The sequence below is a fragment of the Paenibacillus albidus genome (assembly GCF_014644435.1).
Classification (GTDB): Bacteria; Bacillota; Bacilli; order Paenibacillales; family Paenibacillaceae; genus Paenibacillus_AQ; species Paenibacillus_AQ albidus.
On sequence record NZ_BMKR01000016.1, the window covers coordinates 56,916 to 79,749 of the forward strand.

Below are 22,834 nucleotides of genomic sequence, written 5' to 3' on the forward strand. Positions count from 1 at the left end.
ATGGAAAATGTAATTGTGTACACCTCGACCAATTGCCCGCATTGCCGTCAAGTCAAAAGCTTCCTGAGCGAAAAAGGTGTCGCTTATGAGGAACGCAACATTGAGCAGAGCGATGATTTCGCACAGCAGGTGTGGGATATGGGCCTCAGAGCCGTACCGGTCACTGTAATCGGCGAGCATAGAATCGTCGGCATGAACAAAACGCAATTCGACAAAGCTTTGGCAACTGTCTAACCGGGATTCCGGTATACCAAGGGGGTGTCCTGCAGCCAGAGATGGCTGCTTGGGACACCCCTTTTAGTCGGATAGACATTTGTATCTGTAACCAACCTCCGACCAAGAAAAGTGCCGGCCAACCTTTTCAACAATACTCTTGTGGACACTCAGCCAGTTGGGGGGGCTAACGCTCCAGTGCATTTAGTGCAGCCAAATCGCTCGGGGAGGGGCTCGAACGTCCATTCTGATGTATTTTGTACATTAGAAATATCTAAAATATCGAAATTTAGGCCCGTTCTGCCTTTTCTGATGCACTAAATACAGCCAAATCGTAAAAAAGCCAACTTTGTCCGCGTTCCGATGCACAAAATGCAGTCAAACCAAAGAGTTATCTAATTACCGGCTCACTACTAGGCAATCAACCAGCAATCATCCAGTAATGATCCGGCCTAATGCACACTGCAATCATCCGGCCCTCCCGGTTACGCACAGCTGACATCAGTTATCAATTGCGGTAACTCTATTTCCGAAGTAACGATGGCCATGTCCGCTAAAGCCCAAGTGCCCAAGGCTGCTGGCGACCGGGAGGTTACGGTGAATCTGGAAGGCATAGGATGCTCGAGGCCGGTTGGCTTTCGCCGGCCCATTAACCGCTGAAGCCAAAGGCCAGCGGAGTCCAAACGCAAAGGAGCGATTCTCCGGTAACGGGAGAATCGCTCCTTTGTTGACTTTTAAGGTTTTTTTAGAATACAGAAGGGCTGTCTCTGTTGTAGAAATTCACTTATGGGACAGCCTTTGCATGTTCCTTATAGTCGGCTGTGGAGAAAAGAGCAGTTAAAGCTACCTTTTGTGATCAGGAATTGCAAAAGAAACGGTCGTTCCTTCTCCCGGCTCACTTTGAATCACGAGGCCATTCCCATAGAGCTGCCTAAGTCTCCGGTCGGTATTCAGCAGCCCAATCCCCTTCTCCGGGGAAGGGTTCAGTATATCTGCGACCTGTTCGGTGCTCATTCCTTTGCCGTTGTCAATGATTTCGAATAAGGTGCTGCCGTTCGACTGGCTGATCCGGATCAGCAGTATTCCGCCTTTGGCACGGCTGAGCAAGCCATGGCGGACCGCGTTCTCGACCAGGGGCTGAATGGTAAGCGGCGGCAGGCGAAGATGCAGATGATGTTCCACTTCCCATTGGACAGTCAGGCGCTCCTCAAAGCGCTCTTTTTCAATATATAGATAAGCCTCTATGAGCTCCAGCTCATGAGTGAGCGGAACAAGCTGCTCCAGATTGGCAAAATTAAAGCTGATTCTCAGGTAAGAAGAGAAGGCTTCACCCAGCTTACGCATCCGCTGTGTGTCCAGCTCACTCAAGGCCATCAGGGAGTTTAACGTGTTGAACAAAAAATGCGGCTGAATTTGCGCCTGCAGATAAGCAGCCTCCATGCGCAGCCGCTCATCGACAGACTGCTTCAGCTTGGTCAGCGACCAGACCCGGTACTTCAGCTCCAGAGCATCTACAGGTTTGATGATGTAATCATTGGCCCCGGACTGGAAACCGTTGTATATATCCTCATACTGGCTTCTGGCGGTCAGCAGCAGAATGGGCAGCTCGGAAATGGCGAACCGCTCCCGGATTTTCCTTGTCAATTCGTAGCCCGACATCTGCGGCATCATCACATCGGCAATCACCAGGTCCCACTGCCTGCTGCCAAGCAGCGTGAGGGCTTCCTTGCCCGAGAGGGCAGGAACCAGATGATAAGGTTCTGCGGAAAGGATGCTGGCCAGTACCTCCAGATTTACCGGATCATCATCGACAGCCAGGATGTTCAGATGTCCTTCGGGGGCAGGCTGGGCAAGCTGTTGATTCTCCAGAACAACCGACAAAGCAGCGGCATCGGCAACGTATTCGAGGATGGGCATGGCAGAGAGGTTCTGGGAGCCTTCCTCGGGAGACGCCGGTTCGTTAGGGAAGCTGGCCGGATCGTACAAAGGCAGAGTGAAGGTGAATGTCGACCCTGCCCCCGGACTGGACTGCACTGTCAGCTCTCCGCCGTGCAATTCAACAAGCTCTTTACAGATGCTTAAGCCTAATCCAATTCCTCCGCCGTCGCTGAGACCATTTGCACCTTGCTCATACCGCCGCATAATACGGGCACCTGTCTCGCTGTCCATCCCGGCTCCGGTATCGGACACATGAATGAAGGCAAACTCTCCCCGGGATTCGGCTGTAATGGAAACCACCCCGGCCTCCGTATATTTGATTGCGTTATGGACCAGGTTGAACAGAATCTGGACCAGGCGTTTCTCATCCGCCACTACAGCCGGAAAGACTTCGGGTATATCCACCTGCAGCTGCAGCGGTTTGCCCCTCGTCATATACCCAAGCATGTCCATTACTCCGGAAGCAGCTGATTGGATGTGCAGTTTCTCCCGGTACAGGCGGATTTGGTTATCCTGAAGCCGCACCATGTCCAGCAGATCGTTCAGCAGATGCGACATCCGGCGGCTGATCGTAAGGAGCAGATTGAGATCATGATTGCTTTTTGGACTTAGGGATTCTTGCTCATTGGAAGCAATCGTCTGGGCAATATTGATAATGCCATGCAGCGGTGTGCGCAGCTCATGGGAGGTGTTGGCCAGAAATTCATCCTTCTTTTTGTCGGCCAGCCTGAGCTGCTCGTTCAGCTTGGTGTTCTCCTGGGCATTGCGGAAATAACGCTTGAACCAATAGGAGGAGAACACGACGATAGCCGCAATCATATCAAAGGGATAAAAGGTGCTGGCGATCAGACCTCTGCTTTGCAGGACACCCCAGGCAACACTTGAGGTGACGCTTGAGGCGGCAAGAAGCAGGAATAGGGCATCCTGCTTTTTTTGCCTCATTAATTTAATAAATAAATAGAGCACCCGTATGACCGGAAGCAAGTACAACAAGGTAAAGAGGCCAAGGACTCTAAATATAGAATGCATAGGTGCAAGCAAAAGATAGACCGAATACAGCGCGACCACCAAGGATATAGCTTGAAATATCCTGCTGATTTTTGGGCTGGGCATAAAGCTCTCTGCGAGCAACATCATGAAATAGGTAAGAGAGATATAAGACAGCAGCTTGATTTTGATGGCCCATGTAAAATTGACCGGCAGCCAGATCTGCAGCAGGGAATCATGATCGGATACGATGGAAATGCCCACACAGAGCAGCAGCAGGGCAAAGATAGCCAGAGCTTTGTAACGCCGGTTAAACAAGTACAAAATGACAGCATATAAGGAGTGCAGCAGCATGATCGCAAACGTAAACAGCTGAAATCCGATGGAGTACATACGCTCGGAATCAATGGCAGCCTGGGAACCAAAATTAATGGATTTTACAATCCCCCCATTGGAAGGGTTGTCAAAATTAGCAGCTTGGACAATCAGCTCAATGATGCCCTGGTTGTTAGCCTGATGAGAGGCGGTATATGAGGTCACCCTGGGTTTATAGTTCTCCGGCAGCTCAGCCAGCACACCAAACGGTTTCTCAGGTTTGCCGTTGATGATTAGCTTGGAGGAAGATTGTATTTTCTTAATCCAGAACCCATAAGGCTGCTCAAGGGGCTGATCAATCAGTATCCGGAGTCTGTAGGTTCCATACCCGTAGGAAGAAGTAGTTTTGGGATCCGAAAAGCTGCTCTGCCAATCACCAGGGACCTGAAGATAGCTGGGGGGTTGAAGGGATGTTGTATCCACACGGTCAAGAAGCTGTTCAGGATAAAACTCCCACTCTCCATCCAGCACAATTGAGCGTGAGTTCTCGAAGTCCCAGCCGCGCATGTCCAGCACGCCTTTAACGGCAATGGGCTGCTCCAGAGGAGAGTTATTAAGGTACCAAACCATCCGCATACTGAAGATGACGACCAGAAAAAGAATGAAAATGATAATAGTTTTGAGTTTGAATTTTGTATGTTTCATAGCTGATTACATTCGACATTTTATGCGGTTTTCCTTTTTTTCTGACACTCAGCGAGAATTCACTGTGACCCTCCCCAAATTTTGGCACAAAACTATTGGTGGGGTTCCTCGTAATAATAAGTGAATTTATCCAATTTGGGTGAGGAGATGACAACATGAGGATGAATACCAAAGCTTTGCTGCTATTGCTGTTTGCTGCTGCGGGGGGGACGCTCCCGGCACCGCAGACACAGGCGGCAGCTACAACTCCGGCTTCGGCTTCGGCGGTCGAGGCGATCTATCTGGATGGCCAGCCGTTCCGGACGGAAATCCAGCCGCAGCTGATGGATGGAACGGTGATGGTGCCCATGCGCGGGTTATTTGAAGAACTGGGTGCAGAGATTTCCTGGAACAACCACACCAAAACGGTGAGTGCGGCCAAAGGGAAACGGGTGTTTACTTACCGCATAGGGGAACGGACTGCCGATATAAATGGAACTAGCATAAGTGTCAATGTTCCGGGGCAAATAACCGGTGGTTATACGCTGATGCCGCTGCGTATAATCAGTGAAACGTTCGGAGGTACGGTCAAGTGGGAGGCGGCGACCCGGACGGTCCGGATATCGTCTCCGATTCAAGGGGAGGCCACCATTCGGTATGGGGTTAATCTTCGCAGCAATCCGGAGGCTGCGGACAGCTCCAGGGTGCTGCGAATGCTGCCTGCGGGCGAGAAGGTTCAGGTTATCCATGAGGCGGATGCAGGCTGGCTGGAGGTGCGAACATCGTCAGGCGAGACCGGATACATATCGGCAAAACCCAAATACAGCGATTATACAAGCGATACGCTGGCCAAGCGGCAGGGAGAGGCGTTGCTGACTTACGGCGAGAAGTTTCTGGGAACCCCCTACGAGTTTGGGGCGGCGGTAGATCAGACGGGAACGTTTGACTGTTCATCTTTTGTCCTGCATGTGTTCAAAGAGGTCTTGTCGGTGGAGCTTCCGCGTGTCTCCTACAATCAGGCCAAGGAAGGAACTCCGGTCGGGCTTAATGATCTGCGTCCGGGGGATCTGCTGTTCTTCAGCGCACGTGGTCTCGACATTGGCCATGTGGCCATCTATGCGGGGGACAACCGGATTCTGCATACGTATTCCAAGGAGCTCGGCGTTCATTATGAGACGCTGGATGCCAAGTGGAAGGGACGGTTTACGGCGGCCCGGCGGGTATTCTAGAGTTCTGCTGGAGCAGGATGCAACAAAGGGGCGGACCATTGGGTCTGCCTCTTTTTGCGCAGCTGTCAATAAATGTGAGAGAATAACATAGGTATACAGGCAGCTGCAGGGCAGCTCTGAAGGATAACGGGGTACAACCGCTTAAGGGTAAGCTTAGGTGAGAGATGTTATGAGCTGAAAAATAACATACACGGCGACGCCGGAGCCGATCAGCATAAAACCCGATTTCTTTCTGGACTGGAACAGGCGCAGCACGCCAAGGCTGATTAAAGGAGCGATAATGAGCAAAAACAGCAGCACTGTGATGAACATTTGTGCCGAAATGTCAGACGTATCAACATAGGTCATGAACTCTCTCTCCATTTCAGAAAAAAGGGTGATCTTGCGCAGTGATTAATGTCACACTTGCATGAAATTTATTATATCGGATTTCTCTTCATTTGGCTGTACCTATTGCGGGGCTAAATACGTCAATTTTACGTCTGTTTGGACAGTGTGCGATTCTTTCCCAGTGTTGACGGCGATTTCGCTCACCCGTAGAGCTTGGCTTGTTTTGCCCACTGGGTTATCCGATTTTGCTATAGGGAAATCCGCCCTTTAAATCCACGGGTGGGCCTCTTTCGTCCATTTTAGAGGGAATCATACCCGTTAAAATCGTCAAAAACACTTAAATTAAGCCTTTTTAGAAAAATAGCGGGTGTATTTCCCTGTAACGTTCAAGTTCATAGCGATAGCTTACAATTAACGGGTGTAATTCCCTTCCGAAGCGGAGTGATAATCTTGATAAGAATAATAATGTCAGTTATTTTTCTGAATTTACTGGGATATTCATTTTGGGTGCCACAGCAATCTATGGGGACAACTCAACCAGCCTTTGAAGTCAACATCGAAGGTCCTCAAAAAGTCTCAGCTAATGAAGAGTTTACAGTCGCAGCAGATTTTAAAGTGAACATCAAAGGGAAACTAATCCTTACCAGCAGAAAACAATTATTTATTTATTCGATTAAGGATAGCAGCGGGAAGTTGATTAACTCATATGCGGTTAATGATGCGGGTGTAAGCAGAAGCCTCTCAGCCGGTGAGGTCATTATAGAGGGATATAAATATAAAATTAAGGAACCGGGAGTTTATGAGATTTCGGCAACGGCTGAATTCACTCTGGATAAGGATGGGGAGAGCAAAAACTATAAAATTGTGACTGAATCTAAAAAGGTGGAGGTTACAGAATCTGCTGAATAATGACCAGTCATGGCAACACATAAAACGCCGCAAAGCCCTGGAAAAGCTGTGCGGCGTTTATGCTTCTACAACGTTACCCGCGTACGCCCGAGAAAATGCATAACCGCCGTGAACCCGGCACCGATCACCGTGCCGCGGCTGCCCAGCTTGGAGAAGGTAATCTCCAGCTGCTGCTTATGGTAGGGGAGCGTCCGCTCCGCGACGACCCGGCGCAGCGGCTCACCGAGCCAAGCTTCCGCTTCCGACAAAGCCCCGCCGATGACGATCAGCTCCGGGTTGAAGCTGTTGATCAGATTGGTGACGCCTATGCCCAGATACTCGCCGATGGTCCTGAAGTGGCGCAGGGTATCCTCTTGCTGATCCAGTGCATAACGAACCAGCTCAGGCGTAGTCCGTGCCGGCAGATTCAGCCCTGGATTGTCATAGGTCCTCTCCGAGGCGTACAGCTCCCAGCAGCCCCGGCTGCCACAGCTGCACGGCTTGCCTTCGGCTTCAATAGTCATATGCCCGGTCTCCCCGGCATACCCCCGCGCACCTTTGTACAGCTCCCCGCCGATAATAATGCCGGACCCAATCCCCGAACCTGCGCTGATGTACAGCAGATGGCGTACATCCTGCGCCGCTCCGAAATTCAGCTCGCCTTGCGCCCCGGCGTTCGCCTCATTGTCAATGGTAACCGGCACTGAAAATTCCTGCTCCAGCAAACCCCGCAGATCGACCATCTCCCAGCCCAGGTTGGGGGCGAACAGCACTACACCTTGCTCATCGACCATGCCCGGGACGCCCACGCCGATGCCGACGATCCCATAGTGCGAATCAGGTGCGCTGCCGATCAACTCCGCAATAATACGTTTCATTTGTTCCAGCACATAAGGCAAATGATGATTCTCCAAATCAACCTCGCATTCCTTAAGGACATGCCCTCCCAGATCGCAGAGAACAGCTGTCAACTGCCTGACCCGAAGCTCAATGCCGATCACACAACCCGCCCTGTCGTTAAAATGCAGAATCAGCGGCTTGCGCCCCCCGCTGGATTCGCCGGGGCCTACTTCATTCACCAGCTCTTCGCTGCACAGTTCAGCTACCAGATTGGATACGGTGGCTTTATTGAGTCCGGTGATCTCCGAGACACGGGCACGTGACAAGGGAGCATGCTTCCGGATGGTATGCAGAATAAGCGATTTATTTATTTTTTTAACCAGCGCCTGGTCACCGGTAATCTTCACAAGCACACTTCCTTTTTGGTAACGTTCTCAAGAGTAGTACGTTCCTTAGTCTAGTCGGGAGGGGCGGAAATTGCAATACATGTTGCCGATGTGCAATCCATCGTCCAAGGCTGCAGCTACCGTTAACAGGGGATAGAATGCTGCTCCTCTGCAGAGGTTATGTAAAAGTTCTCTGAAACTTTGTTTAACCAATATACAAAGTTCAAAAGATGTGTTAAGATGATGCTGTAAACGCTTGCGGGCGCAGTACAATTATGAGGAGGATTATCAAATGGCTTATTTTGAATCCGTGAACAAAGTTTCTTACGAGGGAAGCCGTTCCACCAACCCTTATGCATTTAAATTCTACAATCCGAAAGAAATCGTAGCAGGCAAAACTATGGAAGAGCATCTTCGTTTTGCTATGGCTTATTGGCATACATTAACTGCGGGCGGTTCCGATCCGTTCGGCGCAGAAACGGCAGTACGCAGCTGGGATAAACTGAGCGGACTGGACAAAGCGAAAGCACGCGCTGAAGCTGCCTTTGAATTCATGGAGAAGATGGACCTGCCATTCTTCTGCTTCCACGATGTGGATATCGCCCCTGAAGGAGCATCCTTGCGGGAATTCTACAGCAACATTGACACCATCGTGGACATTCTTGCCCAAGGCATGAAGACTTCCGGCAAAAAGCTGCTCTGGAACACAGCCAACATGTTCACGAACCCGCGTTATATGCACGGTGCAGGCTCTACCTGCAACGCCGATGTGTTCGCACATGCAGCTGCCCAAGTGAAGAAGGGGCTCGAAGTGGGTAAACAGCTCGGAGCTGAGAACTATGTATTCTGGGGCGGCCGCGAAGGCTACGAAACCTTGCTGAATACAGACCTGGGCCTTGAGCTTGACAACATTGCCCGCCTGTTCACTCTGGCGGTAGATTATGCCAAGGAAATCGGCTTTGACGCCCAATTCCTGATCGAACCGAAACCGAAAGAGCCAACCAAACACCAATATGACTTCGATGCGGCTACAACGATTTCATTCCTGCAAAAATACGGCCTCGACAAGCACTTCAAGCTGAACCTTGAAGCGAACCATGCTACACTTGCCGGCCATACCTTCGAGCATGAGCTTCGTGTAGCGCGGATCAACGGCATGCTCGGCTCGCTGGATGCGAACCAAGGCGACACCCTGCTGGGCTGGGATACGGATGAATTCCCGGTGAACATTTACGATGCTACGCTTACCCTGTATGAAGTGTTGAAGAACGATGGTCTGGGCAAAGGCGGCATTAACTTTGATGCCAAAGTACGCCGTCCTTCCTTCGAGCCGGAAGACTTGTTCCTGGCACACATTGCCGGAATGGATACTTATGCCAAGGGCTTGAAAGTAGCGGCGAAGCTGATTGAAGACCGCGTATTCGATGAGTTCATCGACAACCGTTACAGCAGCTTCAATGAAGGTGTTGGCGCCGACATCGTATCCGGCAAAGCCACCTTGGCTTCACTGGCTGAATACGCGCTGAACAACGAGAATCCGCGCCCTAACCAATCGGGACGCCAAGAGCTGCTCAAAGCCACATTGAACCAATACATCCTGGCTGAGTAGTCTCGAAAGAGCCAATACACTGCAACGGGGGGTTGCTGAAGAAAGCATTCTTCAGCGGCCCTTTTTTTCAAATCCAGGAAATGGCTTGGTACTGGCTGAGGCCTTATAAGTTGTATTCTATTTTGTAGGAGGAAAATCCATGAAATATGTTATCGGTGTCGATTTGGGTACAAGCGCAGTCAAGACGGTGTTGGTGGACCCGCAGGGCAAGGTGGCCTTTGAACATTCTGAAGCTTATCCGCTGAGCAGACCAAAGCCGAACTGGAGTGAGCAAAATCCTGAAGACTGGGTGCAAGGCACACTTACCAGCTTGCGCCGTCTGATTGAAATTTCCGGCATAGAGCCGTCACAAGTGGACGGTCTCAGCTTCTCGGGCCAAATGCATGGCCTGGTATTAGTGGATGCACAGGGCCAGGTGCTACGCCCGGCGATTCTCTGGAATGATACGCGCACGACCGCGCAGTGCCGGAAGATTGAGCAGACCCTTGGCACGAAGTTGATTGAGATTGCCCGCAACCGTGCGCTGGAAGGTTTTACTCTGCCGAAGATCCTGTGGGTTCAGGAGAACGAGCCGGAAATATTCGCACAGGCGGAGCTCTTCCTGCTGCCCAAGGACTACGTACGTTACCGGCTGACCGGAGAGTATGGAATGGATTATTCGGATGCAGCCGGCACATTGCTGCTGGACGTAGGTGCCAAAGTGTGGAGCCCGGAAATTGCAGGAGCCTTTGGCTTGCCGCTGTCTATCTGCCCGAAACTCGTGGAATCCTTCGATCAGACCGGAACGCTGCTGCCTGAAATTGCCGGGCAATCCGGACTCCTGGTTTCGACCAAAGTATTCGCCGGTGGTGCGGACAATGCTTGCGGTGCGCTTGGCGCAGGTATTCTGGGTGAAGGCCGGACAATGTGCAGTATCGGAACCTCCGGTGTGGTGCTTTCCTATGAGAGCAATAAGGAATTGAATCTGGAAGGCAAGGTGCATTTCTTCAACCATGGGGAGAAGGATGCTTACTATATTATGGGTGTTACGCTTGCAGCCGGGCACAGCCTGACCTGGTTCAAAGAGACGTTCGCTGCAGAGAAAAACTTCGATGAATTGCTGCAGGGCATCGGCGCCATTCCGGCAGGCAGCGGCGGCCTGCTGTTCACGCCTTATATTTCCGGCGAGCGGACACCGCATCCCGATGCGAATATCCGCGGCAGCTTCATCGGCATGGATTCGGGCCATACCCTGGACCACTTTACCCGTTCCGTACTGGAAGGCATTACGTTCTCTCTGCGCGAATCCATCGAGATCGTTCGTGATTCCGGCAAGGAAATTACGGAGATTGTAGCGATCGGCGGCGGTGCCAAGAATGAGACCTGGCTACAGATGCAGGCGGATATTTTTGGCGCATCCATTGTGCGTCTTGCGAGTGAGCAGGGACCGGCAATGGGAGCAGCGATGCTGGCGGCGTATGGCAGCGGCTGGTTTGCTTCACTGGGTGAATGTGCCGAAGCTTTTATCCATTCTGCCGATGTCTATCGTCCCGATCCTGAGCAAGTGGAGCTGTATAACGGGTTGTTCTCCCTTTATCAAGAAGTGTACGGCCAGACCCGTGAGCTGAATGACAAACTGGCGGCTTACCGGAAATAGAGCACCGCTCTGCAGTAATGGCTGTTTGATTTTGGCAAGAAGAGCCTTTCGCGGTCTGCGGAGGGCTTTTGTTGCCGTTTTCATAAATTTTATGTAATCTATGGGTATCTCCAGGCGGAAGCCTTACCGAGAAAAAGATAGGGTCATGGGAGGCGCAAAGCCATGTTTCGCTGGTTCGTCAATTTGATGAATGATATTAAGATCCGCAATAAGCTGCTGCTTGCTTTTTTCGGGGTGACGATGCTTCCGTTGCTGCTGGTGGGCGGGTATCTGACGTTTGAGATGCGCACGATGGCTTTTGACAATGCGGTGGAACAGGCCTCAATCAATGTGGACCGGGTCCGCAAAAGAACAGAAGAAGTGATTGGCGTATCCCAGGATATTTCCTACCGTCTGAGCAATGATGCCCGGCTGAAAAAGCTGGCTGTGAGCCAATATGAGAGTATTTATAACGTTGTAGAGGCCTACCGCGATTATACAGATATCCGTGAGTATTTAAGACTTTATACTGAAATAGCCAACATCCGGTTGTACACGGATAATTCGACGCTGCTTAATAACTGGGAGCTGATCAATCCCACACCTGCGATCAGGGAGAGTGACTGGTACCAGACCGCGCAGCGGTATGACAGCATGATCGGCTGGGAGTACATTGAGGATGAGCGCGATCGCCGCAAATATTTAAGCCTGATCCGTAAAATCAAACTGGAAGGCTCCTCCAAAACCGGCGTCCTTGTCATCAATGTCAACAGCAGCAAGCTGACTTCGATTCTGAATCAGGAATCTTTTGATACGATGATTGTAGACGACCAGAATAACATTATCGCCTCGAACCGCCCTCAGAGGGCAGGCAAAAAGCTGCTCGATTTCGCCTTCGACACCAAGCTGCTGGGCCTGGGCAGCGGAAGCTATGAAGCGGATGTGGACGGCGAACCTTCCAAAATTGTTATTGAAGAGCTTAGACCCGAGCAAAGCCGCAACGGGCTGCGGGTGATTTCTGTGTTTGCCATTGACAGCATCGTTAAGGAACCAAACCGGGTTATTAAGCTGTCTCTGACAGTGATAGCGGTCAGTGTGGTTCTGGCTTTCCTGCTGATCTTCAGCTTCTCCTCCTTGTTCTCCCGGCGCCTGCTCCATCTCAGCAGACATATTAACCGGGTGGGTACCGGGGATTTCGATGCTACGCTGCAGATTGACGGCAAAGATGAGATTGCCCTGCTCGCCCGGCAGTTCAATTCAATGGTTCGCAGCATTCATGATCTGATGGTCGAGGTGCAGGAATCGAATGAGCAGAACAGTCTGCTCGAACAGAAACAGAATGATATTCGTTTTAAAATGCTGGCCAGCCAGATCAATCCGCATTTTCTGTTCAATGCACTGGAAGCGATCCGTATGGAGGCCCATATGAAAGGGCAGAAGGAAATCGCGCGGGTTGTAAGACTGCTCGGCAAAATGATGCGCAGCAATCTGGAGATCGGACGCAGCAAAATTCCGCTTAAGCAGGAGCTGGATATGGTCGGCTGTTATTTGGATATTCAGCAATTCCGCTATGAGGAGCGGTTAAAATATCAATTTATCTTGGACCCTGGCATTGAATCGCTCACCATGCCGCCGCTAATTGTGCAGCCTCTAGTGGAGAATGCGGTGATCCATGGACTGGACAACATGATGGAGGGGGCGGTGGTGACGGTGAATATCAAGCAGGAGAAAGATCATGCTGTCTTTACTATTACGGATAACGGAGCCGGAATTACCCCGGACAGGCTGGAGCAGATCCGGAATACTCTTGAAATTCGGGAAGAGCAGGAAGGGGCGCGGATCGGACTGCGCAATGTGCATGACCGGTTGAAGTTATCCTACGGCGACGCTTATGGACTGAATATCGAGAGCCGATTGAATGAAGGAACGGTTATTATGTTCCGTATTCCAATGGAGGACACAAATCTATGATCAAAGTATTGATTGTTGACGATGAGCCGAAGCTGCGGGAGGGTCTTAGGGCTCTCATTCCATGGGAAGAGCTTGGTTATACGGTGGTGGCAACGGCAGCCAACGGTTTGCAGGCGCTGGAGAAATACCATACCTGCCACCCGGAGCTGATTGTAGCGGATATCCGTATGCCCGGGATGGATGGTCTGGAGCTGATTGCCGAGCTGCGGGAAAAAGGCTCCAACTGTCATGTGCTTATTCTGAGCGGGTATGCCGACTTTGAATATGCGAAGCGGGCGATTGCCCATCGTATCGACGGGTATTTACTGAAGCCGGTGGATGAAGAAGAGATGGTCTCTTATCTGATAGAGCTTAGGGACACCATTGCCCAGGAAGGCCGGTTTAGCCGCTGGAATGAAGAGGAGCCTGCCCGCAACCGGGAGATGCTGCTGCGGGCATTGCTGCAGCCGGCATCTGCGGAGGAGGGCGAGGATGATCCGGCCAAGCACGTGGCTGCCCTGGGTCTAAAACCGGGCCATGTCGAAGTCGTCCTGCTTGAACTGCTTGCCCCTTCGGGCAGCGGAGAGGAAGATGAACGGGCTGTTAAGGCTGCTGTAGAGCAGCATTTTGGCAGCAGCGGAGAGCGGCTATTCTTTACGCTGCCGCCGTATATGGGGCTGCTGCTCCAGGAGCCGCTGCAGGGGGAACAGGAATGGGAGCAGCTGATGGAGGAGCTTTCCGGCTTGATCCGCCGGAAGGGGTATGACTTCAGCGCGGCAACGGGAGGGACAGTACCCGGACCGGAAGAGGCCGCGTTGTCCTTTCAGGTGGCGCGTGAGCTGCTGCGCCGGGCATTTTTTTTCCGCAAAGGGATTCTGATCAGCGCCGATCTTTCCGGCATGCTGTTTGCCGGAGTGCTGGAGGAACGGGCCGAAGAGGGGCAGGATGCGGAGAGCCGGCTCCTGTTGGCCGTTGAAACCGGAAACCGCGCGGCTATTGAGCCGCTGGTCAAGGTGATCTGTGCAGATCTGCTGGCTTCGGGCAGTGAAGAGCAGCGGATCAAAGACACGTTTGTGCGGATTCTCAGTACGGTGCTGGCCCGGCTCGAACCGGTCTATCCGGAGATCCGCAGCAACGCCGCTAAGCATTCTCCGCCGATCGGCGAGCTCTATCAGAGCCATTATCTGGCGGATCTGCAAGAGCAGGTTGTCAATTTCCTGGCGGAGATTGCCGATCAGATGTCCAGCGGCGGCAAAGGGAACGAGATCAAAAAAATCACCGAGCTGATTCACCGCCGCTACAATGAGAACCTGAAGCTTGAGACCTTATCCGAACTGTTCAGCTACAACAGCGCTTATCTGGGCAAGATGTTCAAGAACACCACCGGTGAATATTTCAATACGTATGTAGACAAAGTGAGGATTGAGAAAGCTAAGGAATTCCTGGCGCAAGGTATGAAGGTGTACGAGGTAGCCGAGAAGGTAGGCTATATGAACCCTGATTATTTCAACGCGAAATTCCGCAAATATGTGGGCACCTCTCCCAGTTCTTTTCGTAAAAACAACTGATTCTCTATTGACGTTATACTAAACAGCGCATCCGCAGCCAATTGTGAATGCGTTGTTTTTCTTGTAATTGACATAATCGGTGATCCTGTGCGATGATTACCTGACGATCGTCAGGGAGGTGGAGATATGACTGCAAATGCAATCCTCAAGGCGGCTCTGGCGCAATTCGCCGAGTTAGGTTTTGAAGGAGCATCACTGGCAGGCATCGCGCAGGTTGTCGGAATTAAGAAGCAATCGATTGCCACCTATTTTACCAAGAAAGAGGAGTTGTTCTTCGCGGTTTTTCAAGCGATGTCCCGGCACTACATTGAATTCCTGGCACAATTGCACGGGAGTCTGCAGGCAGAACCGGCAGAACAACGGCTTCGGACTGTAGTCTTCTCGAACTACCGCTACAAGGTGGAGCATCCGGAGCTGACCGCTTTTTACAAGCGGGCGGTGCAGTTTCCACCGCCTTTCTTTCAGGACGTGCTGCAGCAGCAGATTGCGGAAATGGAACAACGGTCCTCTATGCTCTACAGGGATATTTTTGAGCAGGGGATCAGGACAGGAGATATCAGACAACAACAGACAGACAGTCTTTTGGCGGCGTTTTATTGCCTGCTGGACGGAATTGCGATGCAGATGTTTTTTTACCCTCCAGAAGAGTTTGAACGACGTTTGGAGGATATTTGGTCCATTTTCTGGACAGGTATCCGAAAGATCTAATCCATAGAGAGGATGATTGGCGTGGACGCTGTGCGTATTGTAACGGAAGAACAATTGCAGGAAGCTTTTCGGATCAGAACGGAGGTGTTCGTCGAGGAGCAGGGGGTACCGTTGGCCGATGAATTTGATGAGCATGAGCAGGACGCGGAACACATTCTGGTCTATTATGAGGGACAGCCTGCAGGTACCGCCAGACTCCGGACTGTAGAGGGGTGGGCCAAGCTCGAACGGATCTGCCTGCGGCCACAATACCGCAAGTATGGGCTGGGTACTTTTATCATCAGGACACTGGAGGCGATGGCAGCTGAGCGCGGACTTAGCCAAGCGAAGCTGCACGGACAGCAGCAGGCCGAAGGTTTTTATCAGAAGCTGGGTTATTCCACCAGTTCTCCAGTGTTTATGGAGGATGGTATTCCACACGTGCTGATGGTAAAAAACCTATAATTCTTTACCTCTATACTTGGCAGATTCCTTTGAGGCTGCCTGAGGACATGGAATCTTCGCTTGTACGCGTGGCGGACTACAGATCCGCTATTTCGCCCATTTCGAGACTATTTCTGCTTTGCCGGACTACAGATCCGTTATTTACTTCAAATGTGCTCCAAAAGGAGGGTTTGGAAGCAGATAAGGTCTTTCCAGTCCGCTTAACACAAAAATTCGGATGTTTCGCCCAAATAAGGTCTCTCCAGTCCGCTTCTATCGCCTCCGACCACCGTTCACTTATTGAACGCTGGCTCGGGGGCATATTTGGTTACGGGGTTAAGTATTAAACATGTGAATTAGACATGGGCTTAAGGAAGGGGTTAATCCCTGAGATATCAAGTGTTTTTGAAAATTCGAAGTTTCAGCAAATTCATGCGTGGTTTCAGCGTTTTTCAACAATGTATCCGCTTCATTACACCCTCAAATCTCTAATTTTCACCTGATTTTAAGTCGAATTAGTGGGGTACTGCAATCGCTTACAGATGAATTAAAATATAAACATAGAGAGGAGGGGGCTTTATGAAAGCGGAAACAGTTACTGCTCAAATCCCGCCGGATACCCGAAAGCGCAACAAAAAGCCTGCTTCAGGGGGACGGTTTTGGAAAACCTTCAAGAATCAAAAATATTTGTACATGATGTCGATTCCCTTTGTAATCTGGGCATTCGTCTTCAGTTATCTTCCGTTATGGGGCTGGACGATGGCGTTCCAGAAGTACAAGCCCGCGCGCAGCTTTTTTGAACAGGAATGGGTAGGGTTCGAACACTTTAAGACGCTGTTCAGCGATACGCAATTCCTGCTGGCACTGCGGAACACGCTGGCGATGAGCTCTATGGGCCTGGTCGCAGGCTTTATTTTTCCGATAACGTTTGCAATCTTACTAAATGAGGTGCGTCTCGGCATATTCAAGCGATTTGCTCAGACCGTCTCGTATTTGCCCCACTTTGTATCATGGGTCGTGGCAGCGGGCATTGTAACTAAAATGCTGTCCAGTGAAAATGGTCTTGTAAACGATATCTTGTTAGGAATAGGCTTTATTGACGCTCCTGTCCAGTTTATGGCCCAGGGCCATCTCTTCTGGGGGATTGTCACCTTATCGGATGTGTGGAAAGAAACCGGATGGAACGCGATTATTTATCTTGCGGCTATTTCGGGTATCGGGCCTGAACTTTACGAAGCGGCCCGTGTGGACGGCGCCAGCAGGCTCCGCCAGGTATGGCATATTACATTGCCGGGTATCCGCCCGACCATTATCGTCCTGCTGATCATGTCGATTGGTAACTTGCTCAATATCGGCTTTGAGAAGCAATTCCTGCTGCAAAATAACCTCGTTACCGATTATGCGCAAGTGCTTGATCTATACTCTTTGAAATATGGGTTAGGCATGGCGAGATATTCCTACGGTACCGCAATTAATATATTCAATTCTGTGATCAGTGTAGTTCTGCTGTTTACGATTAATGGACTTTTCAAACGCACAACTAAAGAGAGCCTTCTGTAGGATACGGAGGCCCCCTTTACTCAGGTCGTGGCAGCAAATTGCCCTTTTCATGAAAGGAGAACGTTACCCATGGGAAATACATCCATCACAGGCAAGTCCTGGCCGGACCGGATTTTTGATTTCATTGTGTATACTGTGGTATTGTTCGTGGTTGGGATCACGATCTACCCGTTTCTGAACGTGCTTGCGATCTCGCTGAATGATTCAGTGGATAGTGTACGCGGCGGCATCACCATCTATCCCCGGGAATTTACCTGGGACAATTACTTGAAGATTTTTACCTTCTCGGGACTCATGACCGGGTTCAAAATATCGGCTTTACGGACAGTCATCGGAACCCTGCTTGGATTGCTCAGTGCCTCCATGCTCGCGTTTACAATCAGCCGTCCTGACTTCCAAGGCCGCAAGTTCGTCTCTACCTTCCTGGCGTTGACCATGTATGTATCGGGGGGGTTGATTCCGATCTACATGCTGATCAAGGATCTGCATATGATGAACAGCTTTGCAGTCTACGTCCTGCCTGGTTTGGTTAGTGCCTTCAACGTGTTTGTCATCCGCTCTTTCATCGACGGTTTGCCTTATGCGCTGCAGGAATCGGCGAAGCTGGACGGAGCCAATGATTTCACAATCTACTGGCGTGTCATTCTGCCGCTCATGAAGCCGGCGCTGGCCACCATCTCGCTGTTCCTGGCGGTAGGCCAATGGAATGCCTGGCTCGATACGTATCTATATAACGGGTCCAGTCCTAACCTGACTACGCTGCAATTCGAATTGATGAAAGTTCTGCAGACTACAACCAGTGGGAATGGAGGCGATTACCGCTCCAATATTGCTTCACTGGCTTCCAATCAGGTGTCACCGGAATCGCTTAAAATGGCGATTACGATCGTTGTAACCGTCCCAATCCTGCTGGTCTACCCGTTCATTCAGAAGTATTTCGTCAAAGGCATGACGCTTGGAGCCGTGAAGAGCTAGTCACTGCTTCAGTGACAGGGGGGAGCTTAGTCTCCCCTCTCATTCAAACCAAATGTGTATCCGTTTTCTTTTGGATAATCAGGCATGGGTATAACAGGACTTCACCTGTGATACGATAGATAAACAATTTTAAGGAGGGTTTATTTCATGGCAAGTAACAGACAAATAAAAGCCAAAGCTTCGGCAATCACGCTCACTTCCGTTATGATGCTAGGTTTGCTCGCAGGCTGCGGCGGTAACAACGGTAATACAGCCGGGAATACAGGCGGCAATGCCGCGAATTCGGGGAATGCTGCCAACACGGCTGCCGATACTTCCCCGCTAAATATGACTTTCTTCAGTTCAGACCCTAACCCGAACTGGACGGGGATGCAGGATGAAGTGGGTAAAGTTCTTACCGAAAAGACAGGCGTAACACTGGAAGCTGAATTTGCGGTAGGTGATCCTGGCCAAAAGGTAGCCCTGATTGCAGCCAGCGGCGAATACCCGGATCTGATCAGTGCGAAGACCGACATCAGCAAGCTGGTGGATGCAGGCGCAATGCTGGATCTGACGGACCTGATTGAAAAACATGCTCCTAACATCAAAAAAGTACTTGGCGAAGAAGGCCTGAAACGTTCACGTTACAGTGATGATGACCATGCGATTTATGCTATTCCTACCTATGCAGGTGTGGATAACAAATATTTTGATGCCGGCGGCGGATTTGAACTTCAGCACCGTGCCGTGAAAGAAGCCGGATATCCGGAAATCAAGACGGTTCAGGATTTCGAGAACGTCATCAAGGCGTATCTTGAGAAACATCCAACCGATGAGAACGGCAACAAAAACATCGGCCTGACCCTGAATGCAGACGACTGGTATATGTACATTACGGTAACCAACCCGGCATTTATTACTACAGGTTCTCCTGACGATGGCGAATATGCGATCGATATCGATACGCAAGAAGTAACATATCACTTCCGCCGCCCGGCGGAAAAAGAATATTTCCGCTGGCTCAACCATATGAACGACATCGGATTGCTTGATCCGGAGAGCTTCGTTCAGAAGTATGACCAGTACAAAGCCAAAATTGCTACCGGCCGTGTCATTGGTCTGATCGATCAGGATTGGGGTTATGGCGATGGAGAAAGAGCGCTGAAAGCCGAAGGCAAGCTGGATCAAGGATATGGTCACTATCCTGTAACTTTGTCTGAGGAGTATAAGGAAGCTTCCTTCTGGCCTACAGGTTTCATGGGTGGCAACGGAATCGGGATCAGCGTAGATGCTGAAGATCCGGTACGTGCCATTAAGTTCCTGGACTACCTGGCTTCCGATGAAGGCCAAGTGCTGATTAACTGGGGGATCGAAGGCAAGCACTACAACGTCGTTGACGGCAAACGTGTCATTCCTGAAGATGTAAATGACCGTAAATATAATGACACCACCAATTTCCAAAAAGAAACCGGACTGGGCAATGTAGGCTCAAACTACGCACTGCTTAGCGCTCACTATGGCGATGGCGTGTTAGACCCAACCGGCAGCTACTACACTACCCGTTTCCCTGAACAAGTAACAGCAGGCTACAATGCGGTAGAAAAAGAAACACTGGCAGCTTACAAAGCCAACACCTGGAAAGATTTATTCCCTAAGGAAGAGGAATTCAAGGTTAAGCCTTGGGGCGCTGCCTGGAACATCACGATCCCTGGCGACAGCGAAATTGTCGTACTTGACAACAAGCTGAAGGATATTACTTGGAAACGGATTCCGGAAGCCATTCTGTCCAAACCGGCTGATTTTGATAAAGTCTGGGATGCCTACCTGGCAGAACTTGATAAAGCCGGTGTAGAGAAGGCTGAAGATTTACGTGAAGAGCTGGTTAAACAACGTGTGAAACTGTGGAATGAGTAATTAATCGTTGCCCATACAAAAAGCATGAAGAGGCGGGAAGTCCGAACGAAAGTCCGGGCTTCCCGCCGATTGCTGTTTACCCTGTATAACCAGGAAAGTATCGTTTATAATTTGAACATAACTAAGACAGGGCAGGAGGCATATACGTGGGAGAGAGCAGGAACACCGGGCGGCAAGAGCTGTGGTACAAGAGGCCGGCCGCCGTATGGGAAGAGGCGCTGCCGGTGGGTAACGGCCGGCTCGGAGGGATGATCTTCGGCGGAGTAGAAGAGGAACTGATCCAGTTAAATGAGGACACCCTGTGGTCGGGTTTCCCGCGCGATAAAGCCAATTATGAAGCGCTGCGGTATTTGGCTCCGGCCAAGCAGCTGGTGGCGGAGGGGAAATACAAGGAAGCTGAAGCGCTGATTGATGCCAGGATGCTCGGCAGCCGTACGGAATCCTACCAACCGCTTGGAGATTTGCGGATCAGATTCGACCTCGCAGGTCCTGTAGAGGATTACCGCAGAGAGCTGGATTTGGAGCAGGCATTGGCAGCCGTGTCCTATACCGCCGGAGGCATTAGAATAGTGCGCGAAGTATTGGCCAGCAGACCCGATGAGCTAATAGCTGTCCATATCCGTGCAGAGGGCAGAGAGGGAATGAACATACTGCCGGATTTCTCGGCGGAACTGACTTCGCCCCATCCCTTCGCCCTGGAGGTGACCCCGGAAGGAACACTGATCATGACCAGCCGCGCCCCGTCACATGTGGCTGATAATTATGTAGGCGATCATCCGCGGTCCGTATTATATGAAGAAGGCCTTGGCATAAGTTATGCTGTTGCCTTGGAGATCCGCACGGATGGCGGCGTTTGTACGGCGGAGAACGGACGTCTGTCGGTTACCGGTGCACACTCCGTTACCCTTCGTCTGGCGGCGGCAACCGATTATGCCGGGTATGACCGGATGCCGGGAAGCGAGGGCACGCTGCCTTCGGAGTATTGTCTGAACCAGTTGGCTGCATCCTCCAAAGGATATACAGAGCTGAAGCAGCAGCATATCTTGGATCATCAAGACTTGTTCAACCGCGTGAAGCTTGCGCTTGTACCTGCTACTTCCCGGGCGGAGCTGCCAACCGATGATCGGCTGGCACAGTACCGCGAAGGACAAGCAGATCCTGCACTGGAAGCGCTGCTGTTCCAGTATGGCCGCTATCTGATGATCGCAGGCTCACGGCCGGGCACGCAGGCTCTGAATCTGCAAGGCATCTGGAATCCGCGGATTCAGCCGCCGTGGAACAGCAACTATACCACGAACATTAATGCCGAAATGAATTATTGGCCGGCCGAGCTGTGCGGATTAGGTGAATGCCATGAACCTTTAATGGACTTAATTACGGAGCTTAGCATTACCGGGAGCCGCACTGCAAATATTCACTATGCAGCACGCGGTTGGGCCGTTCATCACAATACGGACCTCTGGCGGATGTCTACCCCTTCCGACGGACTGTCCATGTGGGCATTCTGGCCGATGGGCGGCGTTTGGCTTTCCCGGCACCTGTGGGAACGTTACGCCTTCCGCCCGGACAGGGATTTTCTGCAAGACACGGCATATCCTCTGCTTAAGGGAGCCGCTTTGTTCTGTCTGGACTTTCTGGTAGAGCTTCCGGATGGCCGGCTGACTACGGGCTTGTCCACGTCACCGGAGAATGTCTTTCTGACCGCCGAAGGGGAAGCTTGCAGCGTGTCTGCCGGCTCGGCTATGGATATGTCGCTGGTTGCCGAATTGTTCTCCCACTGTATTCAGGCTGCGGAAATTCTGGATACGGAGCCTGAGTTCCGCGAGGAATTAATCTCTAAGCGGGCACGTCTTGCCCATCCGGGGATCGCTCCGGACGGGCGGATGCGGGAATGGAACGAGGATTTTGCCGAGAAGGAACTCGGACACCGTCATGTCTCCCATCTGTATGACCTGTATCCGGGCAATGTGATCAGCCCCGGCCAGACGCCGGAGCTGGCGGCTGCGGCTGCCTTGTCGCTGGAGAAACGTCTGGAATCCGGCGGAGGACACACCGGATGGAGCGCCTCCTGGCTGCTTAATCTGTATGCCAGGCTGCAAGAAGGCGAAAAAGCCTACCGCTGTGTGCGGCGGATTCTGGAGGCTGCCACGCTGCCGAATCTATTCGGCAACCACCCGCCCTTCCAGATCGACGGCAATTTCGGCGCTGCGGCAGGCATCGCCGAAATGCTGCTCCAGAGTCACCAGAACGGGCTGGAGCTTTTGCCGGCGCTTCCGGAGAGCTGGAGCGAGGGAGAGGTCAGAGGGCTTAGAGCACGCGGCGGTTTTATCGTTGATATGGAGTGGAGCGGCGGCAGGTTAACACGGGCGCTGCTGACTTCGACACATGGGCAGCCGTGCCGCGTATACAGCAGTCAGCCGCTGACGCTGCAAAGACCGGACGGAACGTGCAGCGATACAGCTGACGTTTTTGAGACTATCGCCGGAGAGACGTATATTCTAATACCGTAAAATGAACCTCAAAGACTGCTTCGCAGCAGAATGTTCTGCGGGAGGCAGTCTTTTTATTCTGCGGACTTATTAGCCGGGTGTGCCGGACCGATAATAGTAACAGAACAATTTGGAATGAAGACAACAGCGGCCGGAAGTCTTAAACATTCACCGTAGTGACAAGCGAATCTTACTACACAAATTATAGGCGTTTAATCAAGGTATGACGCATCT

General features: G+C 51.3%; 16 protein-coding genes. 13 read left to right on the forward strand and 3 right to left on the reverse strand.

The genetic code is table 11. The annotated features are described in order from the left end of the window. Nucleotides 1-234, forward strand: a complete 234-nt coding sequence (locus IEY53_RS18880) for a glutaredoxin family protein (RefSeq protein WP_189027707.1) — start codon at nt 1-3, stop codon at nt 232-234. Between the two features lie 822 nt (nt 235-1,056). Here IEY53_RS18880 and IEY53_RS18885 read toward each other — a convergent pair. Continuing rightward, a complete protein-coding gene (locus IEY53_RS18885; protein ID WP_189027709.1) occupies nt 1,057-4,158 on the reverse strand; it encodes a hybrid sensor histidine kinase/response regulator in 3,102 nt (1,033 codons plus the stop codon). A gap of 155 nt (nt 4,159-4,313) precedes the next feature. Here IEY53_RS18885 and IEY53_RS18890 point away from each other — a divergent pair, with 155 nt between their 5' ends. Beyond that, nucleotides 4,314-5,366, forward strand: coding sequence for a C40 family peptidase (locus tag IEY53_RS18890; RefSeq protein WP_189027711.1), 1,053 nt, complete (start codon nt 4,314-4,316; stop codon nt 5,364-5,366). Between the two features lie 153 nt (nt 5,367-5,519). On the opposite strand, the gene IEY53_RS18895 is transcribed toward IEY53_RS18890, so the two are convergent. After that, entirely contained in the window at nt 5,520-5,714 is a 195-nt protein-coding gene (locus tag IEY53_RS18895) for a hypothetical protein (RefSeq protein WP_189027713.1), read from the reverse strand. A 432-nt stretch (nt 5,715-6,146) separates the two neighbouring features. Between IEY53_RS18895 and IEY53_RS18900 the strand changes: the two genes are divergently transcribed. Further along, a complete protein-coding gene (locus IEY53_RS18900) occupies nt 6,147-6,605 on the forward strand; it encodes a hypothetical protein (RefSeq protein ID WP_189027715.1) in 459 nt (152 codons plus the stop codon). 65 nt (nt 6,606-6,670) lie between these two features. Here the strand turns inward: IEY53_RS18900 and IEY53_RS18905 are convergent, their stop codons facing one another. Next, the gene (locus IEY53_RS18905) at nt 6,671-7,831 is read right to left on the reverse strand and encodes an ROK family transcriptional regulator (RefSeq protein ID WP_189027717.1); all 1,161 of its coding nucleotides are present in this window, start codon (nt 7,829-7,831) and stop codon (nt 6,671-6,673) included. Between the two features lie 271 nt (nt 7,832-8,102). Here IEY53_RS18905 and xylA point away from each other — a divergent pair, with 271 nt between their 5' ends. From xylA to IEY53_RS18955, 10 genes are all read left to right on the forward strand, one after another. Next, on the forward strand, nt 8,103-9,419 hold the full coding sequence (gene xylA / locus IEY53_RS18910) for a xylose isomerase (protein WP_189027718.1): 1,317 nt from the start codon (nt 8,103-8,105) through the stop codon (nt 9,417-9,419). A gap of 139 nt (nt 9,420-9,558) precedes the next feature. Then, nucleotides 9,559-11,055, forward strand: a complete 1,497-nt coding sequence (gene xylB / locus IEY53_RS18915; RefSeq protein WP_189027720.1) for a xylulokinase — start codon at nt 9,559-9,561, stop codon at nt 11,053-11,055. 162 nt (nt 11,056-11,217) lie between these two features. After that, complete coding sequence (locus IEY53_RS18920; protein WP_189027722.1) at nt 11,218-13,005, forward strand: sensor histidine kinase; 1,788 nt, start codon at nt 11,218-11,220, stop codon at nt 13,003-13,005. Beyond that, nucleotides 13,002-14,552 carry a response regulator transcription factor gene (locus IEY53_RS18925; RefSeq protein ID WP_189027724.1) on the forward strand — a complete coding sequence of 517 codons (1,551 nt, stop codon included), beginning with the start codon at nt 13,002-13,004 and terminating at the stop codon, nt 14,550-14,552. Before IEY53_RS18920 ends, IEY53_RS18925 begins: the two co-directional genes overlap by 4 nt. 126 nt (nt 14,553-14,678) lie before the next feature. Beyond that, nucleotides 14,679-15,260: a TetR/AcrR family transcriptional regulator gene (locus tag IEY53_RS18930; RefSeq protein WP_189027726.1), complete on the forward strand. Its 582-nt coding sequence runs from the start codon at nt 14,679-14,681 to the stop codon at nt 15,258-15,260. 21 nt (nt 15,261-15,281) lie between these two features. Next, on the forward strand, nt 15,282-15,704 hold the full coding sequence (locus tag IEY53_RS18935) for a GNAT family N-acetyltransferase (RefSeq protein ID WP_189027728.1): 423 nt from the start codon (nt 15,282-15,284) through the stop codon (nt 15,702-15,704). 558 nt (nt 15,705-16,262) lie between these two features. Then, nucleotides 16,263-17,243 carry an ABC transporter permease gene (locus IEY53_RS18940; protein ID WP_189027730.1) on the forward strand — a complete coding sequence of 327 codons (981 nt, stop codon included), beginning with the start codon at nt 16,263-16,265 and terminating at the stop codon, nt 17,241-17,243. Between the two features lie 69 nt (nt 17,244-17,312). After that, complete coding sequence (locus tag IEY53_RS18945; RefSeq protein ID WP_189027732.1) at nt 17,313-18,218, forward strand: carbohydrate ABC transporter permease; 906 nt, start codon at nt 17,313-17,315, stop codon at nt 18,216-18,218. Nucleotides 18,219-18,365: 147 nt separating this feature from the next. Beyond that, complete coding sequence (locus tag IEY53_RS18950) at nt 18,366-20,111, forward strand: ABC transporter substrate-binding protein (protein WP_189027734.1); 1,746 nt, start codon at nt 18,366-18,368, stop codon at nt 20,109-20,111. 146 nt (nt 20,112-20,257) lie between these two features. Beyond that, nucleotides 20,258-22,621, forward strand: coding sequence for a glycoside hydrolase family 95 protein (locus tag IEY53_RS18955; protein WP_189027736.1), 2,364 nt, complete (start codon nt 20,258-20,260; stop codon nt 22,619-22,621). Nucleotides 22,622-22,834 lie beyond the last annotated feature (213 nt).

Bases quoted from the DNA above. Each gene is read 5' to 3' on its own strand.
- IEY53_RS18880 (WP_189027707.1), top strand. From the start codon at position 1: ATGGAAAATGTAATTGTGTACACCTCGACCAATTGCCCGCATTGCCGT.
- IEY53_RS18885 (WP_189027709.1), bottom strand. From the start codon at position 4,158: ATGAAACATACAAAATTCAAACTCAAAACTATTATCATTTTCATTCTT.
- IEY53_RS18890 (WP_189027711.1), top strand. From the start codon at position 4,314: ATGAGGATGAATACCAAAGCTTTGCTGCTATTGCTGTTTGCTGCTGCG.
- IEY53_RS18895 (WP_189027713.1), bottom strand. From the start codon at position 5,714: ATGACCTATGTTGATACGTCTGACATTTCGGCACAAATGTTCATCACA.
- xylA (WP_189027718.1), top strand. From the start codon at position 8,103: ATGGCTTATTTTGAATCCGTGAACAAAGTTTCTTACGAGGGAAGCCGT.
- xylB (WP_189027720.1), top strand. From the start codon at position 9,559: ATGAAATATGTTATCGGTGTCGATTTGGGTACAAGCGCAGTCAAGACG.
- IEY53_RS18920 (WP_189027722.1), top strand. From the start codon at position 11,218: ATGTTTCGCTGGTTCGTCAATTTGATGAATGATATTAAGATCCGCAAT.
- IEY53_RS18925 (WP_189027724.1), top strand. From the start codon at position 13,002: ATGATCAAAGTATTGATTGTTGACGATGAGCCGAAGCTGCGGGAGGGT.
- IEY53_RS18930 (WP_189027726.1), top strand. From the start codon at position 14,679: ATGACTGCAAATGCAATCCTCAAGGCGGCTCTGGCGCAATTCGCCGAG.
- IEY53_RS18940 (WP_189027730.1), top strand. From the start codon at position 16,263: ATGAAAGCGGAAACAGTTACTGCTCAAATCCCGCCGGATACCCGAAAG.
- IEY53_RS18945 (WP_189027732.1), top strand. From the start codon at position 17,313: ATGGGAAATACATCCATCACAGGCAAGTCCTGGCCGGACCGGATTTTT.
- IEY53_RS18950 (WP_189027734.1), top strand. From the start codon at position 18,366: ATGGCAAGTAACAGACAAATAAAAGCCAAAGCTTCGGCAATCACGCTC.